A 16,161-nucleotide genomic window follows, 5' to 3' on the forward strand; every position below is an offset into this window, starting at 1 on the left:
GCGGCCGGGTTCACCGGGCGGCCGGGTTCACCGGGCGGCCGGGTTCACCGGGCGGCCGGGTTCACCGGGCGGCCGGGTTCACCGGGCGGCCGGGTTCACCGGGCGGCCGGGTCGCGTGGCTCGGGCCGGGGACGCCCATCCGGCAGCGGGGCGTGTCGGGCCCGGTCAGGCGGTCGCGACCGCCGCGGTGAGTTCGGCCAGCAGATCCGGCCCGCTCCACTGCCGGGACTGCCCGGCCGGTGCGGTCTCCGCCTCGCGGATCAGCTCGATCAGGCGCGCATTGGCCGGCGCGGTCAGTCCGTTGCGCTCGGCGATCGCGAGTATCTCGCCCTGCACACTGTCGACCTCGGTCCGCCGACCCCGTTGCAGGTCCTCCCACATCGAGGAGCGTGCCTTCGCGTCGATCCGGAGCGCGGAACCCGCCAACCGACGGAACAGCGGATCGGGCAACCCCAGCAGTTGCCGGTTGCGCGCGGCGGAGCCGGGGCCCAGCTTGGCCGGCCGGATGCCCTCGGCCCGGAACGCGGTGAGCGCCTCGCCCTGGCACAGCGCCAGGCACGCCCGGTAGTCGCGTTGCCCGAGTTGATCGCGCAGCGGCAGGCCGGACAGCGCGTTGATCGCGTTGTTCAGGTTCATCAGCAGCTTCGCGTGCTGCACCTCGGGCATGTCCTCGCGGACCTGCACGGGGATGCCGGCCTCGGCCAGCACGTCCACGAGCGGGATCGCCCGCGGATTCGCGTCGATCATCAACGCACCCGAGGTGCCCTGATGGAACACCGCGGGCTCGGTCCGCACCACGTTGTACGGGACCATGCCGGCCAGCACCGTGTGCCCGGGCAGCGCGGCCCGCAGCACGGCCGGGTTGCGCACGCCGTTCTGCAGGCTGACCACGATCGCGGCCGGGCTGAGCCGACCGGCCAGCTGCCGGCCGGCCTCGGCGGTGGCCGCGGACTTGACGGTGACCAGCACGAAGTCGGCGCCGGCCACCGCGTCCGGCGTCTCGGCCAGGGTCAGCTGCTCCGGTCCGACCACCGTCGCGGGACGGCCCGCGCCGGTGACGGTCAGGCCGTCCGCGAGCGCGTCCAGGACGGCCGGGCGGCCGATCAGGGTGATGTCGGCGAACGCGGCGAGCCGACCACCGAGCTGGCAGCCGACGCTGCCGGCGCCGAAGATCGCGATCCGGGGTCGGGACCGCGAACGTGGAGCGGGTTGGGACATGTACGGCCTCCGCCTGTGGATGGAAGAGCCAGGGAATCAATCCGCAAGCGTACGTCCCCGGGCCCGCATGCGCGTTCGAGGCATCCGACGGCCGGGGCCTGCGCGTCGGGGGCACCGAATTCCGGCCGAGCGCGGCTCCCGGGGCCCGGTCGTCGGGGCCCGATTTCCGACCGGGGCCGGGCCGGCAGACGGCGTTCTTCGCGGTCGGGGCTCGGGCTCCGACTGCGGGCTTTCGGCCTTGGGCTCCGGGCTTTCGGGCTTTCGGCCTTGGGCTCGGGCCCTTGGGCTTCGGGCTTCGGGCTTCGGTCTTGGGATCGGGCCTTGGGCTTCGGGCTTCGGGCTTCACGCCTCGCCGGCTTCGGGCCCCGAACCTCGCGCTTCCGGTGTCGGGCCCCGGCTTACGGCCACGAGCCTCCGGCTTCGGTCCCGGCCTCCAGCTTCGACCTCCGACCTCGGCCTCGGCCTCGGCCTCGGCGCCGAGCCGAAAGCGCGTGCCTGCGACAGCATCCGCGTCGGATCCGCAACCGCCGACCCGTACCCCGCACCCGGCCGCCGCTCCCCGTTCGCCGCCCGCCGGGGGTTGCACACCCCGGGGTCGCCCGCCCGGGGTCGCCCGCGATCGCTTGACCCTGTCGTTGGCGGCAGGGTTGCACGATCGCCGCATGAACCTCGATGACAGCCTCACCGCCCGCTCGCCCCGCGTCGTCGTGATCACCGGCGCGGGTACCGGTATCGGCCGGGCCGCCGCGCACGCCTTCGCCGCCGAGGGCGCGCACGTGATCGCCGTCGGGCGCCGCGCCGAACCGCTCGCCGAGACCGCCGCGGGCCACCACCGGATCACCGCGCTGACCGCCGACATCACCGCCGACGGCGCGGCCGAACACATCGTGCGCACCGTCGCCGACGCCCACGGCCGGCTCGACGTCCTGGTCAACAACGCAGGCATCGTCGGCTCCGGCAACCTGGGCACCTACACCCGCGAGACGATCGACCCGCTGCTCGCCACCAATCTGATCGCCCCGGTCCTGCTCACCCAGACCGCTCTGCCGCTCCTGGAGGCCGCCGGCGGGGTGGTCGTCAACATCACCACCTCCGTCGGGCAGCGCGCCTGGCCGGGCAACTCGCTGTATGCGGCGACCAAGACCGCCCTGGAACTGCTCACCCGCAGCTGGGCCGTCGAACTCGCCCAGCGCGGGGTCCGGGTCGTCGCGATCGCCCCCGGCGCGATCACCACACCGATCGCCGACCACCAGGGCTGGACTCCCGAGCAGCACGCCGCCATCCGCGCCTGGCAACTCGCGCACACGCCGATGGGCCGGATCGGCGCTCCCGAGGAGGTCGCCTGGGCGATCACCACACTCACCGCGCCCGCTGCCTCCTTCGTCACCGGCGTGGTCCTCCCGGTCGACGGCGGCGCGGTCGTGGCGTAGGTCGTGTCGGCATCGCACAGGCCGCATTCGGGGAGCCTGCGGCTTCGACCCCGGGGCGCCGGCACCCGTCTCGGATCCCGCCTCGGGCTCCGCCGCCTCCGGTGCCGCGCATCGGCGTGCCGGGGAAACATCCGCGCGGCGATCCTCCTCGGGCGTTTCGCCGAGCCGGCGAGACGCGCGCAGCCAGGAGCCCGAACGGCGGATGGCCGGGCGTCGCGGTACTCGGCGTGGGATCGAGGACAGGCCCTGGCAGGCACCGGTCGGGCGGGATGCTCGTGATAGGAGTGGTGCGGATCGGAGGTGTCCGGATGCGGATCGGTGAACTGGCGAAGGCGACCGGTACGACGCCGCGTGCGCTGCGCCACTACGAACAGGCGGGGTTGATCGAATCGGTCCGGTCGGCGAACGGCTACCGGGTCTACGACGAGGACGCCGTGGCCCGGGTCCGCTCGATCCGCGACCTGCTCGGCGTCGGGCTCACCCTGGACGACGTGCGTGCCTTCCTCCCGTGCCTGGACGCGGGCGTCGACGTCGCCGCGCAACCGCCCTCTGCCTCCGCCGTCCGGATCGCCGTGGACCGATTGGCCGTCCTGGACGCCCGGATCGCCGCCCAGACCGAGGCCCGGAACAACCTGGCGGCGGCGCTGCGGCGGGCCGGCGTGGACCGCATCCGCCCGGTGGCCTGACCCGGTCCGCCCGGGAAGGTCAAGGCCCGCGTCACCCGACCCACGCGCACCCGGGCGGCGGTGTCGGCGCCGGACGAGCGCCGTCGGGCCGTCCACGACCGGGCGGTAGCCGAGCGGTGCGTGCGTCCGGGGTCACCGGCGCGCTGCGCGCGGTGGCCGGGGCGGGGCATGCCTCCCCGGTCACCCGAAGCGGCAGGCCCCGGACGCACCGTCCCGGTACCGCCGGACGATCTCCACCGCGACCGCGTCGGCCGTCGGGCCGTCGGCCGGTCCGCACCCCCGCCGAACCCGCCCCTCGTGGACCCGTGTTCGTGCCGACCCCGGGTCAGGCCCGGGCGGGGGTCGACCTGGCGCGCTGGGTCAGCACGATGCAGCCGAGCACGGCGAATGCGGCGATCGGCATCGCGGGCGACAACGTCTCGCCCAGGATCAGCACCGCCCACACCAGCGTCAACAGCGGCTGGCCCAGTTGCAGTTGGCCGGCCGCCGACACGCCGATCACCGCCATCCCCCGGTACCAGCCGACGAAGCCGAGGAACTGGGAGACCGCCGCCAGGTAGAACAGCCCACCCATGCCTCGGGCATCGAGGTGAACCGGCTCATTCGCCAGTCCCAGTACCGAGATCAGCGCGGTGGCCGGCGCCGCGAGCACCACGCCCCAGGCGATCACCTGCCATCCGGGCATGTGCCGGGCCAGTCGGCCGCCCTCGGCGTAGCCGGCCGCACACAACACCAGTGCGCCGAACAGGTACACGTCCGCGAGGCCGACCCCGCCGCTGCTCTGTTGCACGGCGAACGCGAACACCGCCGCCGCACCCGCGACCGACGCCGCCCAGAAGGACCGACTCGGCCGTTCACCGACGCGCAGCACCGCGCAGACCGTGGTGGCCAGGGGCAGCAGACCGACCACGACCGCCGAATGCGCCGTCGACGAGCTCTGCAGCGCGAGCGTGGTGAGCAGCGGCCAGCCGAGCACGCAGCCCACGGCGATCACGGCCAACCCGAGCCGGTCCGCCCGCGCGGGCAGCGGGGCCCGCACCGCCAGCAGGCCCGCCCCGGCGAACAGCGCCGCGAGCAGCCCGCGCAGCCCGGTGACCGTCCAGGGGCCGAACCCGTCCAGGGCCCACACGGTCGCCGGGAAGCTGAGCGAGAAGGTCACGATCGCGAGCGCGGCGAGGGTGGTGCCGCCGATCGCTATCGGCATCGGTCGAATAGCGCTATCCTGTACTGTCATGAGTCAGAGTAGCGGTCCCGTCGATCTTGTTGCCACCCTGCGCCGGGAGCTGAACCGCTACTCACCGGGCGAGAAGCTGCCGTCCAGTCGCTCCCTGGTGGACCGGCATCGGGTCAGTCCGGTGACGGTCTCCCGCGCGATCGCCACGCTCGCCGCCGAGGGGCTCGTGATCTCCCGGCCCGGGGCCGGCGTCTACCGCGCCGCGCCGAGCCGCCCGATCGCGCCGACCGGCGACACCTCGTGGCAGGAGGTCGCGCTCAGCGCGGAACCGGGCCTGCCGCCGCAGCGCAGCCCGGACGCATCCGGCGTGTTGTCCTCGCTCGTGGTGGCCCCGCCCGAAGTGGTCGACCTCAACAGCGGTTATCTGCACGCCTCCCTCCAACCCGAACGCGCGCTCGCCGCCGCGCTCTCCCGCGCCGGCCGCCGTCCGGGCGCGTGGGAGCGCCCGCCGCTGGAGGGCCTGCCGGAGTTGCGCGCGTGGTTCGCCCGCGACATCGGCGGCACGGTCGCCACGTCGGACGTACTGATCACCGCCGGCGGCCAGAACGCACTGACCACGGCGCTGCGTTCGCTGGTCGCACCGGGCTCACCGGTGCTGGTCGAATCGCCGACCTACCCCGGCGTACTGGCCGTCGCGCAGGCCGCCGGGCTGCGTCCGGTACCGGTGCCGATGGATGGCGACGGCGTACGTACCGACCTGCTCGCCGACGCGTTCGCGGCCACCCGGGCCCGGGCGTTCGTCTGCCAGCCGGTGTTCCAGAACCCGACCGGCACGGTGCTCTCCGTGGCTCGGCGTGCCGAGGTGCTGCACGTCGCGCACGAGGCGGGCGCGTTCGTCGTGGAGGACGACTTCGCCCGCCGGCTCGTGCACGCGGACGCGCCGCCGCTGCCCGCACCGCTGGCCGCCGACGACCCCAACGGCGTGGTGGTGCACATCCGTTCGCTGACCAAGCCCACCTCACCCAGCCTGCGCGTCGCCGCCCTGACCGCGCACGGCCCGGCCTTCGAACGGCTGCGCGCCGTCCAGACGGTGGACAGCTTCTTCGTTCCGCGCCCCCTCCAAGAGGCCGCCCTGCAACTGGTCGGCGCGCCGGCCTGGCCGCAACACCTGCGCATGCTGAGCGCGGCGCTGCGCGATCGGCGCCGGGTGCTGGCCGGCGCGCTGGAGCGGCGGCTGCCGGAGCTGTTGCCGGGCCGACTGCCGTACGGCGGCTACCACTTCTGGTTGCGGCTGTCCGACGGCCAGGACGTTCCGGCGTTGACCTCGGCCGCGCTGCGCGCCGGTGTCGCGGTGACGCCGGGACCGGCGTACTTCACCGCCGAGCCGCCGGCTCCGTACCTGCGCGTCGCGTACTCCTACCCCGAGGGCCCGGAGCAATTGGTCGAGGGTGTCGAGCGGTTGCACCGGGCGTTCACCGGGCAGGGCTGACCCCGGGTTCCGGGCGTCCACCGGGCCCGGCGGGTCGGCGGCGCGCGGGACTCGGGGCTGGTGGCGATCGCCGAGTCCGGCGCGGACGGCCGGACCGGCGAGATGCTGCGGGTGGCGACCGCGCACGGCCCGCGCACCGCGGTGTTCGCTGCGACGGCGGGCGCCGGGGTGACGCGGGTGAGCGCACCGCGTGGCCGGCGAGCGGGCCCGGCGAGCGTGGCCGACACACGATTGCTCGCCGGGCCGCACTTTCGCCGGGTGGTCGGCGAGGCCGCGGGCACCGTTGCCGCGAGGGGCGTCACGCCTTGAGGATCCGGTCGGCCGGCACCTCGAAGATGATCTCCAGGCCGTCCTCCTCGTCCATCTGCTCGCCGACCTCGACGAAGTGGAAACCCCGGATGGTGGCCAGCGACGCCGCGTTGTCCGGCGCGATGGTCACCCGGACGGTCCTCACCTCGGGCTCGTGGGCGGCCCGCTCCAGCAGTGACTTCAGCATCGCCCGGGCATGACCGCGACGGCGCGCCTCGGGCACCACGGTGTAGCCGATCTCCACCATGCCCACCTCGTCCGGCGGCCCGTGGAAGCCGGCGTACCCCACCACCGCACCGTCCGGCTCGGACACCGCGGCCCGGGCCAGCCACGGAGCACTCTCGGGTTCGGCGGTCACCTGCTCGAAGCGCCGCCGCCACAGCCGGCGGGCCTGATCGGAGACGAAGAATTCGGGCAATTCCAGGCCGGTCTGGTAGCGCGCCTGGGCCAGATCGCCGGCCAGCAGGGCGGTCAGCGGCCGACCGATCAGGTAGACCCAGCGGACCCGCTGCTCGGGAACGACGCCGGGGCGGGCGATGAGTGGGTCGGACGGCGGGGGCGAGGAATCGTCGAGGGGTTCGGTCATCATCGGATCATCGGCGACGACCGACCGGTCGTCCAGCGTATTTCCCGAGACCCCGGGAGGTTCGCCGGATCGGCTCCACAGCTTTCCCACACGACGATCGGCACGCCGCCGGCAGCGGCGTTCGGCACGGTGGTGGGCTCGCCTGCCGATCCGCCGGAAGTCGGCCGATCTGCGAATTCACCCGGTCGACGGCGGTTGTTGGCAGTACGGACAATCTGCGTGGGTTTTCCACCCAATACCGTGCGCATGCCCCCAACCAGCTCGGCGCCGGAGAACCATCATGTGTCAGCAGCACGACGACGACTGCGATCAGCCGCCCGTCACCCCCCTGTCCGGACCCGCACGACGGGCGTTCCTGCGCTCCGCCGCGCTGGCGGGCGCCGGCGTCACCGCGGCGGGTGTGGTGGGTGCCTCCCCGGCCGCCGCCGACGATGCCGCCGGCGCCGCGGCGGCCGACTCCACGGTGGACGCGCAACACCTGCCGGCCTGGCGTCCGGACGGCGACAGCCGTAGGTTCACGCTGGTCGTGATGCCGGACACGCAGTACATGTTCGACGAGCCGAGCATCACCAGCGCCCCGATCGAGGCGTCCTTCCGGTACATCCTGGAGCACGCGCGGGACGACAACATCGTCTTCATGTCGCACCTGGGCGACCTCACGCAGAACGGCCGCAAGGCCGAATTCGACGGAATCGGCCGGGCGTTCGAGATGCTCGACCGCAAGGGTGTCGGCTACAGCGTGCTGGCCGGCAACCACGACATCGATTCCAACACCGACGACCGGCGCGGGCGTTCCCCGTACCTGGACACGTTCGGACCGCAACGCTTCCGCGGCAAGCGTTCCTTCGGCGGGGCGACCGCCGACGGCTACAACACGTACCACCTGTTCCGCGCCGCCGGTCGCGAATGGCTGGTGCTCGCGCTGGACTGGCGGCCCTCGCCGGCCGGTATCGCCTGGGCCAGGAAGGTGATGGCGGATCATCCGCACGCGCCGGTGATCCTGACCAGCCACGAACTCGTCTCGGCCGACCGACCGGGTCAGGAGGCGGAGTTCTCCGAGCACGGCCGGCAGTTGTGGAACGATCTGATCAAGGGCAACGACCAGATCTTCCTCACACTCAACGGCCACTATTGGCCGGCCGGGCGCACGACGCAGAAGAACGATGCGGGCGGTGACGTGCACCTGCACATCACCAACTACCAGAATCGTTACTTCGGCGGGGCCGCGATGATCCGGCTCTACCACTTCGATCTCGACCGCAACACGATCGACGTCGAGACGCTCTCCCCGTGGATCCTCGGCCGCAGCAACCGGGGTCTCAACGAACTGGAGCGCCGCGAGATGGAGTTGACCGGCCCGGAGGACTACTTCTCGGTGCCGATCGACTTCGACCGGCGCTTCGCCCGTTTCGCCCCGATACCGCAGCGTGCGGCCCGCCCCGCCCAGCGCATGGTGGTACCCGGGACGGTCGCCTACTGGCGCTTCGACGGCTCGCACCAGGACGGCGCGCCGATCCCCGGCGCGCAGCGCTTCCCCGACCTGTCCGGGCGCGGCAACGACCTCACCCTCGTGCCCGCTCCGGGCGCCGCGGCCGGTTCGGTCAGCTGGTCCCATCAGTTCCACCCCGATCAGCCGGGTCACGGCAGCATCCGGCTCGCGGGCGGCAAGTCGCCGCTTCGCGGCGGACATCTGCAGACCGCCAACGATGCCCCGCTGAACACCGCGACATTCCGGTCCGGCTACACGATCGAGGCGTTCTTCAAGCTGCCGGCCGACTGGGACGGAGGCCGGGACGGCTGGTCGGCGCTGCTCAGCCGCTGGGGCATGAGCGGCGAGGCGCGCAAGCCGCAAGGCGATCCGCAGGAGCCGCTCGTCACGCTGAGCCTGTCCGGCGGTCGCGAACTCCAGTGGTGCGTCTATCCGTTGAACAGCGACGGCTCGGCGACCAACTGGGGCCACGAACTCGGTCCGGACACGTGGTGGCACGTCGCCGTCGTGAACGACTCCCGGCAGACCACGATGTACGTCGACGGCTGCCCGGTGGTGCGCAACCCGTCGGCCCGCTCGATCGGCCTGACCACGCTCAACCTGCCCTGGATGCTGGGCGGTTACGCGTACGACGGCAAGCTGGACCAGACGCTCAACGCCTGGGTCGGCGACGTGCGGATCGTCGATCGGGCGCTGCGACCCGACGCGTTCATGATCGGCCGCTGAGGGCACCTTCGCCGGACGGTACGCCGGGATCGCGGCAGCCGTGCGAGGAAGGGGCGCGCCGGACCCGAGTCGACATCGGCTCGGGTCCGGGGCGCGGTGTGGCCGGCGTGTGGCCGGCGTGTGGCCGGCGTGTGGCCGGTGTGTGGTCGGTACGGTCGGCGCTCAGTGCACCGAGAGTCCGCCGTCGACGAAGATCGACTGGCCGGTGACGTACGCCGATCCGGCGCCCGCCAGGAACACCGCCGCGGCCTCGAAGTCCTCGGCGAGCCCGTTGCGGCCGACCATGGTGCGCGCGGCCAGCGAGGCGACCCTTTCCGGGTCGGCGGACAGTCGCGCGTTGAGCGGGGTCATCACGAAGCCGGGCACGAGCGTATTGGCGGTGACCCCGTACGGCGACCAGGCCTCGGCCTGGGAGCGGGCCAGTGACTCCAACCCGCCCTTGGACACGCCGTAGGCGCCGCTCTGCACGAATGCCCGATGCGCCTGTTGTGACGAGACGTGGATGATCCGCCCGTAGCCGCGCTCGGCCATGCCGGGCCCGAAGCGCTGCCCCAGCAGGTAGGGCGCCTCCAGGTTCACCGCCATCGTGGCGTCCCAGACATCGTCGCCGAGCTCGCTCATCGGCGGGCGCAGGTTGATGCCCGCGGAGTTGACCAGGATGTCCGGCTCGCCGAACGCCTCCACCGCCGCCTCGGCCGCGGCGCGCACCCCGGCACGGCTGCCCAGATCACCGCTCACCCAGGCCGCCTTGCCACCCCGAGCGGTCAACTCCTCGACGGTCTCGGTCAGTTCCGCCTCCCGTCGGGCCACGACCACCACGCTCGCCCCGGCCCGGGAAAGGGCTCGGGCGATGGCGCGGCCGATACCGGAACTGCCGCCGGTCACCACGGCGACCCGGCCGTCCAGCGAGAACAGTGCGGAGAGGTATGCCTGCGAGCTCATGACGAAAGCCTAATACCGGGATCGATCTCGCCGGCGGGGCGGGTTGACGGCCGGTCTCGCACCCCGCCGGGCATGTTCCGGCGCTCGGCATCCCGCCGATCCGACAACGTCCGAGAACCGAACGGCGCGCCGGCGGCTCGGCGCGCCGGGGCGCTGTCCGTGCGCAGCCGTCGATCAGGCGTCCGCGCCCCGGCGTCGAGCCGGAAAGCCGTGTGCGCGGGCTGCGACGACCACCGCGAGCACCGGGATCAGCAGGACCAGCACGCTCCACGGGAAGGAGCCGGTGCCGAGCAGGTCCAGCAGGATCGCACCGGCCACGCCGCCGCCGGCCATCGCCGCGTTCCACAGGGTGACGAGCATCGCCTGGGCGGCGTCCGCCTCGTCCCCGCCCGCGTCGCCGACGGCGGTCTGCAGGAGGGTGGGCGCACCGCCCCAGCCCAGTCCCCACAGCACGACCGCGGCCAGGACCAGGGCGTGGCTGTCGGAGAATGCCGCAAGGATCGTGGCCGCCGCGGCGAACAGTAGCGTGGCCGCGATGGTCAGCTCGCGCAGCCGTCGGTGGATCGCGGTGCCCACGGCCCAGATGCTCAGCAGCGACGCGCCGCCGAAGACCAGCAACACCACGTCGGTGGAGTCGCCCAGGTCCAGTCGATCCAGGTAGGTGGCGATGTAGGTGTAGAGGATGGTGTGCGCCAGCACGAACACCAGGGTGACGAACAGGACCGGCGCCACACCCGGGATGGCCAGAGTGCGCAGCAGGGGCGTTCGCTCGTCCGCACGTTGTCCGGGCTGATCCGGCACGATCGCGACGATCCAGGCGATCAGGACCAGCGCAAGTACGGTCATCGCCCAGAAGGAGACCCGCCAACCGAACTCGTCGCCGAGGAAGGTCCCGGCGGGCACTCCCAACGACAGGGCGATCGGAATGCCCGCCATCACGATCGCGATCGCCTTGCCCTGGAGGTGCGCCGGCGCCAGGCGACGGGCGTATCCGGCCAGCAGCGCCCACGCCACGCCCGCGGCCACGCCGGCGACGAATCGGGCCACCATGGTCAGCGGGTAGCTGCCGGAAACCGCGGTGACCGTATTGGCCGCCGCAAAGCCGGCCATCGCGGTGAGCAGCAGCCGTTTACGACGCCACCCGGCGGTCGCCGCCGACAGCGGAATCGCGGTGAGCGCCGTGCCGATTGCATAGATCGTCACCGACTGTCCCATCGCCGACTCCCCCACCCCCAGGTCGGCACTCATCGCGGGCAGTACACCGGCAGGCAGCGTCTCGGTCAGACTGGTCACGAACACCGCCGTGGCCAGCGCCAACAGCGCCGCCATCGGCAACTTCCGGTCGTCGATCGTGGTGGGTGAGGGTGTCGGGGTCGCGCTTCGGCTTCTCATGCTGCGTATGCTCGAACCATCACATTGATGTGAGGGTCAAGCGGCGAGACACGAGGTGGATCACATGCGCATCGGCGAGCTGTCCGAACGCACCGGTACTCCGCGCCGGTTGTTGCGCTACTACGAGGAGCAGGGCCTGATCGTCGCCGACCGCTCCCCCAACGGCTACCGCGACTACGACGAGTCCTGCGTCGACCGGGTCCTACAGATCCGCGGCCTGCTCGACGCCGGGCTGCCGACCCGAATCATCAAACAGATCCTGCCCTGCCTCGACAAGCCCCGCATCATCCACTTCCCGGACGCGACACCGGAGATGATCGCCACCCTGGAGCACGAACGCGACCGGATGACCGAACGCGTCAACTGCCTGACCCGCAACCGCGACGCAATCGCCGAATACCTCGACGCGGTACGCAACCCCAACCCCCCGCCCACCTTCGCGGCGTGAAGGCGTGACGGCGCATATTTCCTTGCCCACCCCTGCCGACTCTGTGAGGGTTGCCGAACCCGAACCCGCAAAACGATCCTCGACCGGGATGCTGCATACCGTGCGCGCTGATCCGCCTCTGCGTCCGACTCCGCTCAGCGGATTTCCGGAATGGCTTCCGGAAGTCCGCCTGGTCGAGGGGCAATGGCTCGACCACATCCGGCGCACGTTCGAGTCGTACGGCTTCACCCCGATCGAGACGCCGGCCGTGGAGGCACTCGACGTCCTGCTCAAGAAGGGTGAGACCGCCCAGGAGGTGTACACCCTGCACCGGCTCCAGGCGGACCGGGACGACGACAGCGATGCCCGGCTCGGCCTGCGCTTCGATCTCACCGTGCCGTTCGCGCGCTATACCGCGCAGAATTTCAACGATCTGGTCTTCCCGTTCAAGCGATATCAAATCCAGCGTGTCTGGCGCGGTGAACGCCCGCAGGCGGGCCGGTACCGGGAATTCGTGCAATGCGATATCGACGTGATCAATGTGGACCGGATTCCACTCCACTTCGATGCGGAAATGCCGCGCATCGCCCACGAGATCCTCACCGGGTTGCGAATCGGCCCGTTCACGATCCACCTCAACAATCGCAAGATCCTGGAGGGCTTCTACGCCGGACTCGGCCTCACGGATCCGCCGGCCGCGATCCGGATCCTCGACAAGCTGGACAAGGTCGGCCTCGACCGGGTCGGGAACCTGCTCGTCGAGGAACTCGGCCTGAAACCGGACCTGGTGGCGAACTGCGCGAGGTTGGCCGGGATTCGCGGCACCGACGCATCCGTGGTCGAGGAGATCCGCGCGTTGGGCGTCGAACACCCCCTGCTCGACGAGGGCCTCGCCGAACTGGCCGTCGTACTCGCCGCGTTGGCCGATCTACCGCGCGGTTCGATCGTCGCGGACCTGTCCATCGCGCGCGGACTCGACTACTACACCGGCACCGTCTACGAGGCGAAGTTCGTCGAATTCCCGGACTACGGCAGCATCTGCTCGGGAGGCCGCTACGAGAACCTGGCGGGCTCCTTCATCCGGCGCGACCTGCCGGGTGTGGGCATCTCCATCGGCCTGACCCGGATCTTCGCCAAGCTCGTCGCCGAGGGCCGGCTGCCGATCGGCCCGAAGTGCCCCACGCAGGTGCTGGTCGCGGTGCCCGACGCCGCGTCGTTCGCGCTCGCGCAGCGCACCGGCGCGGCGCTCCGCGCCCGCGGAATCCGCACCGAGGTCTACCACCAGCCGGACAAGTTGCAGAAGCAACTGCGGTACGCGCTGCGCAAGGGCATCGGCCACGTATGGTTCCCGGCAGCCGATCCGGGCGCCGGGGTCGGCGACGGCGGAGCGCACCAGGTGAAGGACCTGGCCTCGGCCGAGCAGGTCGTCGCCGACCCGCACACCTGGCTGCCGCCCGAGCCGCCCGAAACGCTTGCCACCCGGTAGTCCGCCCGGACAAATCGGTGGCGGCCCGGCCCGGCGCGGGTTCAGGATGCGGGGCATGACGCATACCCTCCTGGCGTTCCTGGGCGCCTGCACGCTCATCGCGGCGAGTCCCGGGCCGAGTTCGATCCTGATCATCCGGCACTCGTTGCACAGCCGTCGCGCGGGCTTCCTGGCGGTGCTCGGCAACGAGACCGGGGTCTTCATCTGGGGACTCGCCGCGGCCTTCGGGCTCACCGGCCTGCTGGCCGCATCCCAGCTCGCCTACGACATCATGCGCATCGTCGGCGCCGTCGTCCTGGTCGGCTTCGGCATCCAGGCCATCCGCGCGGCCCGCCGCGACGGCCTGACCGGATTCATCACCGACGAGGCCGGCAACACGACGAACGCCGAGCCCGAGCCGGGCAGCGGTCGGCGCGCCTACCGCGCCGCACTGACCCTGAACCTGGCCAACCCGAAGGCCGCCGTCTTCGCGATGTCCTTCCTCCCCCAGTTCGTTCCGCACGGCTCGCCGCAGCTACCCACGATGGTCGCCCTGGCCACGATCTGGGCGGTGTATGAGGTCGGCTACTACAGCCTGTACGTGTGGTTCGTCGGCCGGATGCGCACGGTGCTCAGCCGCGCCAAGGTCCGCCGCCGGTTGGAGCAGACATCCGGCGGGATCATGGTGGCACTGGGCATCCGGATGGCCGTGGAGTCGTGAACAGCCACCCCACGCCCGGCCCGCAGGCCGAGCCGGTGCGTGAATCGGTCGGCCGGCCGCGATAAACGAACGGGCCTCCACCCCCGCAGGCGCCGAAGACGCCCGACAGGGCCGAAGTCACCCGACCAGACAACTCACAGCCCGAACGCGTCGCGCCGATCCTCCGGGACCAGGTCGACGTACTCCGGGTGCTTGGCGATCCAGTCCTTGATGAACGAGCAGTAAGGCAGCACCGCGAGGCCCCGCTCCCGGACCGCGTCCAGCGCCGCCCGGGCGAGCCGACCGCCCAGACCCCGGCCGCCGAACTTCGGGTCGATCTCGGTGTGTGTGAAGGCGACCTCGTCGCCGCTGACGAAGTACTCGGCGAAACCCACGAGTTCCGTCGCCCGCAACGGCGGGGCGACCGGGCCCGTCGAGGTGTCGGAAGCGGCCTCGGCGGTGGTGAATATCTCGTAGCGGGACTGCGCGGGGTTGTCGCTCACACGCGTTTCCATACCGCTGCCTCCTGGGTCACGATCGGGACCTGCGGCCCGGGCAATGTGGTCCGCGCGCACGCCCTTCGGCCACACCGATCGCCGCGCTCGCGCGTCCCACCGTATCCGGCACCGCCGGCGGCCGTGCCTCCCCCGTCCCCGCACCGCCTGCCGAGGCCCGCCGTCCCGAACGGGCTCGGGCCCACTCGGGCTCGTGCGTCAAGGCTGCCAGGCCCGCGCCGCCGCCGACACCCTTCGCCCGGATCACAAGCCCAGGGCGGCCCGGTGCCGCTCGGGGATCAGGTCGAGGTATTCGGGGTGCTCGATCATCCAGGCGCGCAGGTAGGCACAATTGGGCACCACCCCGACCCGGCGCTCGCGCGCGGTGTCGAGCGCGGACCGCACCAGCACATCGCCCAGACCGTGCTCCGCGAAGCGCGGATCGACCTCGGTGTGGATGAACGCGATCACGTCGTCCTCGCCGGGAAAGTACTCGGCGAATCCGGCGAGTTCGGCCGGATCGCCGCCCACGTGGAGCTCGAATCGGGACTGCGCCGGGTTGTCGATCACGCGCGTGTGCATGGTGCCTCCTGGTCCGGACCGGGACGTACGACCCGGACCCTCAACCGTACCGACCACTCGCAGCCCACCCGACAGGCGCAGCCGCGACCCTCCGGCCCCGGTCGCCCGCGGCCGGTCCGTTGCGTGCCGCCCCGGCCCGGTGCGTGCCCATCCCGCCCGGTGCGTGCCGGCCGGCTCCGCTCACGCGTCGAACGTGGTGGCGCGGGCGACCTTCTCCCACGCCTCGATCTCGGACCGCAGGGTGTCGAGCCGGCCGACGATCGCATCCACCGCGTCCGCGCCCAGCGGCAGGTTCAGCGGGGTGGCCTCGTCGGCGAGCGCGGCCAGGATGGCCGCGGCGGCCTTGGCCGGATCGCCGGGCTGTTGCCCGTCGGCCGCGCCGACCATGCGTCGAGTGGTGCCCACCGCGCCCTCGGAGTACGCGGCGATCTCGGCACTGGCACCGGCGGCGCCCATCAAACCGGTTCGGAACGCACCCGGCTCGACCACCAGCACCTTGATGCCGAACGGCCGCACCTCGTCGGCCAGCGCCTCGGACATGCCCTCCAGGGCGAACTTGGTGCCGCTGTAGGCCGAGAAGCCCGCGAACGACATCCGCCCACCCATACTGCTCAACTGCACGATCGCCCCGGACCGCCGGGCACGCATGTGCGGCAGTACGGCGCGCACCAGCGCGGCCGGGCCGAAGACGTGCACATCGAACAGCGCGCGCAGTTCCGCGTCGGTGGTCTCCTCCAGCGCGCCCACGTGGGTGCGGCCGGCGTTGTTGACCAGGACGTCGACCCGGCCGTGCCGGGCGACCAGTTCGGTGACCACGGTCTCGATCCCGGCCGCGTCGGTCACGTCCAGCCGGACCGCCTCGATGCGATCCGGGTGTGCCGCCACCAGATCGCCCAACGACTCGGGCCGGCGCGCCGCGGCCACCACGGTGTCGCCGGCGGCCACGGCCGCCTCGGTGACGGCCCGTCCGAAGCCACTGTTCGCGCCGGTGACCAACCAGATCCTGCTCATCGTGAGGTTCCCCCTTGTGATCGTCCCCGCCGACTCGGCAA

Annotated in this window: 16 protein-coding genes; 8 read left to right on the top strand and 8 right to left on the bottom strand. The window is 72.1% G+C overall.

The genetic code is table 11. From position 1 onward, the window contains the following. Nucleotides 1-165 precede the first annotated feature (165 nt). Nucleotides 166-1,218: a 2-dehydropantoate 2-reductase gene (locus ACFZBU_RS15550; protein WP_391584077.1), complete on the bottom strand. Its 1,053-nt coding sequence runs from the start codon at nt 1,216-1,218 to the stop codon at nt 166-168. A 662-nt stretch (nt 1,219-1,880) separates the two neighbouring features. Here ACFZBU_RS15550 and ACFZBU_RS15555 point away from each other — a divergent pair. After that, complete coding sequence (locus ACFZBU_RS15555; RefSeq protein ID WP_391584078.1) at nt 1,881-2,648, top strand: SDR family NAD(P)-dependent oxidoreductase; 768 nt, start codon at nt 1,881-1,883, stop codon at nt 2,646-2,648. 308 nt (nt 2,649-2,956) lie between these two features. After that, the gene (locus ACFZBU_RS15560) at nt 2,957-3,334 is read left to right on the top strand and encodes a MerR family transcriptional regulator (RefSeq protein ID WP_391584079.1); all 378 of its coding nucleotides are present in this window, start codon (nt 2,957-2,959) and stop codon (nt 3,332-3,334) included. Between the two features lie 325 nt (nt 3,335-3,659). On the opposite strand, the gene ACFZBU_RS15565 is transcribed toward ACFZBU_RS15560, so the two are convergent. Then, nucleotides 3,660-4,538, bottom strand: a complete 879-nt coding sequence (locus ACFZBU_RS15565) for a DMT family transporter (RefSeq protein ID WP_391584080.1) — start codon at nt 4,536-4,538, stop codon at nt 3,660-3,662. A gap of 28 nt (nt 4,539-4,566) precedes the next feature. On the opposite strand from ACFZBU_RS15565, the gene ACFZBU_RS15570 reads away from it, so the two are divergent. After that, nucleotides 4,567-5,997: a PLP-dependent aminotransferase family protein gene (locus tag ACFZBU_RS15570; RefSeq protein ID WP_391584081.1), complete on the top strand. Its 1,431-nt coding sequence runs from the start codon at nt 4,567-4,569 to the stop codon at nt 5,995-5,997. A gap of 60 nt (nt 5,998-6,057) precedes the next feature. Next, the gene (locus ACFZBU_RS15575) at nt 6,058-6,306 is read left to right on the top strand and encodes a hypothetical protein (RefSeq protein ID WP_391584082.1); all 249 of its coding nucleotides are present in this window, start codon (nt 6,058-6,060) and stop codon (nt 6,304-6,306) included. Here ACFZBU_RS15575 and ACFZBU_RS15580 read toward each other — a convergent pair. After that, nucleotides 6,296-6,892 carry a GNAT family N-acetyltransferase gene (locus ACFZBU_RS15580; RefSeq protein ID WP_391584083.1) on the bottom strand — a complete coding sequence of 199 codons (597 nt, stop codon included), beginning with the start codon at nt 6,890-6,892 and terminating at the stop codon, nt 6,296-6,298. The genes ACFZBU_RS15575 and ACFZBU_RS15580 overlap by 11 nt on opposite strands. 280 nt (nt 6,893-7,172) lie before the next feature. Here ACFZBU_RS15580 and ACFZBU_RS15585 point away from each other — a divergent pair, with 280 nt between their 5' ends. Further along, on the top strand, nt 7,173-9,107 hold the full coding sequence (locus tag ACFZBU_RS15585; RefSeq protein WP_391584084.1) for a LamG-like jellyroll fold domain-containing protein: 1,935 nt from the start codon (nt 7,173-7,175) through the stop codon (nt 9,105-9,107). Between the two features lie 162 nt (nt 9,108-9,269). On the opposite strand, the gene ACFZBU_RS15590 is transcribed toward ACFZBU_RS15585, so the two are convergent. Together ACFZBU_RS15590 and ACFZBU_RS15595 are read right to left on the bottom strand one after the other, a co-directional pair. Continuing rightward, nucleotides 9,270-10,049 (bottom strand): SDR family NAD(P)-dependent oxidoreductase, encoded by a 780-nt coding sequence (locus ACFZBU_RS15590; RefSeq protein WP_391584085.1) that lies wholly within the window; start codon nt 10,047-10,049, stop codon nt 9,270-9,272. 174 nt (nt 10,050-10,223) lie between these two features. Beyond that, nucleotides 10,224-11,441: an MFS transporter gene (locus tag ACFZBU_RS15595; protein WP_391584086.1), complete on the bottom strand. Its 1,218-nt coding sequence runs from the start codon at nt 11,439-11,441 to the stop codon at nt 10,224-10,226. A 64-nt stretch (nt 11,442-11,505) separates the two neighbouring features. Here ACFZBU_RS15595 and ACFZBU_RS15600 point away from each other — a divergent pair, with 64 nt between their 5' ends. From ACFZBU_RS15600 to ACFZBU_RS15610, 3 genes are all read left to right on the top strand, one after another. Beyond that, the gene (locus ACFZBU_RS15600; protein ID WP_391584087.1) at nt 11,506-11,889 is read left to right on the top strand and encodes a MerR family transcriptional regulator; all 384 of its coding nucleotides are present in this window, start codon (nt 11,506-11,508) and stop codon (nt 11,887-11,889) included. Nucleotides 11,890-11,989: 100 nt separating this feature from the next. Further along, the gene (hisS, locus tag ACFZBU_RS15605) at nt 11,990-13,354 is read left to right on the top strand and encodes a histidine--tRNA ligase (RefSeq protein WP_391584088.1); all 1,365 of its coding nucleotides are present in this window, start codon (nt 11,990-11,992) and stop codon (nt 13,352-13,354) included. A 55-nt stretch (nt 13,355-13,409) separates the two neighbouring features. Then, the gene (locus ACFZBU_RS15610) at nt 13,410-14,054 is read left to right on the top strand and encodes a LysE family translocator (RefSeq protein WP_391584089.1); all 645 of its coding nucleotides are present in this window, start codon (nt 13,410-13,412) and stop codon (nt 14,052-14,054) included. Between the two features lie 134 nt (nt 14,055-14,188). Here the strand turns inward: ACFZBU_RS15610 and ACFZBU_RS15615 are convergent, their stop codons facing one another. The 3 genes from ACFZBU_RS15615 to ACFZBU_RS15625 all read right to left on the bottom strand — a co-directional run bounded on the left by ACFZBU_RS15615 (nt 14,189) and on the right by ACFZBU_RS15625 (nt 16,120). Beyond that, entirely contained in the window at nt 14,189-14,548 is a 360-nt protein-coding gene (locus ACFZBU_RS15615; RefSeq protein WP_391584090.1) for a GNAT family N-acetyltransferase, read from the bottom strand. A gap of 243 nt (nt 14,549-14,791) precedes the next feature. Then, the gene (locus ACFZBU_RS15620; protein WP_391584091.1) at nt 14,792-15,109 is read right to left on the bottom strand and encodes a GNAT family N-acetyltransferase; all 318 of its coding nucleotides are present in this window, start codon (nt 15,107-15,109) and stop codon (nt 14,792-14,794) included. 180 nt (nt 15,110-15,289) lie between these two features. After that, nucleotides 15,290-16,120, bottom strand: a complete 831-nt coding sequence (locus ACFZBU_RS15625) for an oxidoreductase (protein WP_391584092.1) — start codon at nt 16,118-16,120, stop codon at nt 15,290-15,292. Nucleotides 16,121-16,161 lie beyond the last annotated feature (41 nt).

Origin of the sequence: Embleya sp. NPDC008237 (assembly GCF_042956465.1) — a bacterium.
Classification (GTDB): domain Bacteria; phylum Actinomycetota; class Actinomycetes; order Streptomycetales; family Streptomycetaceae; genus Embleya.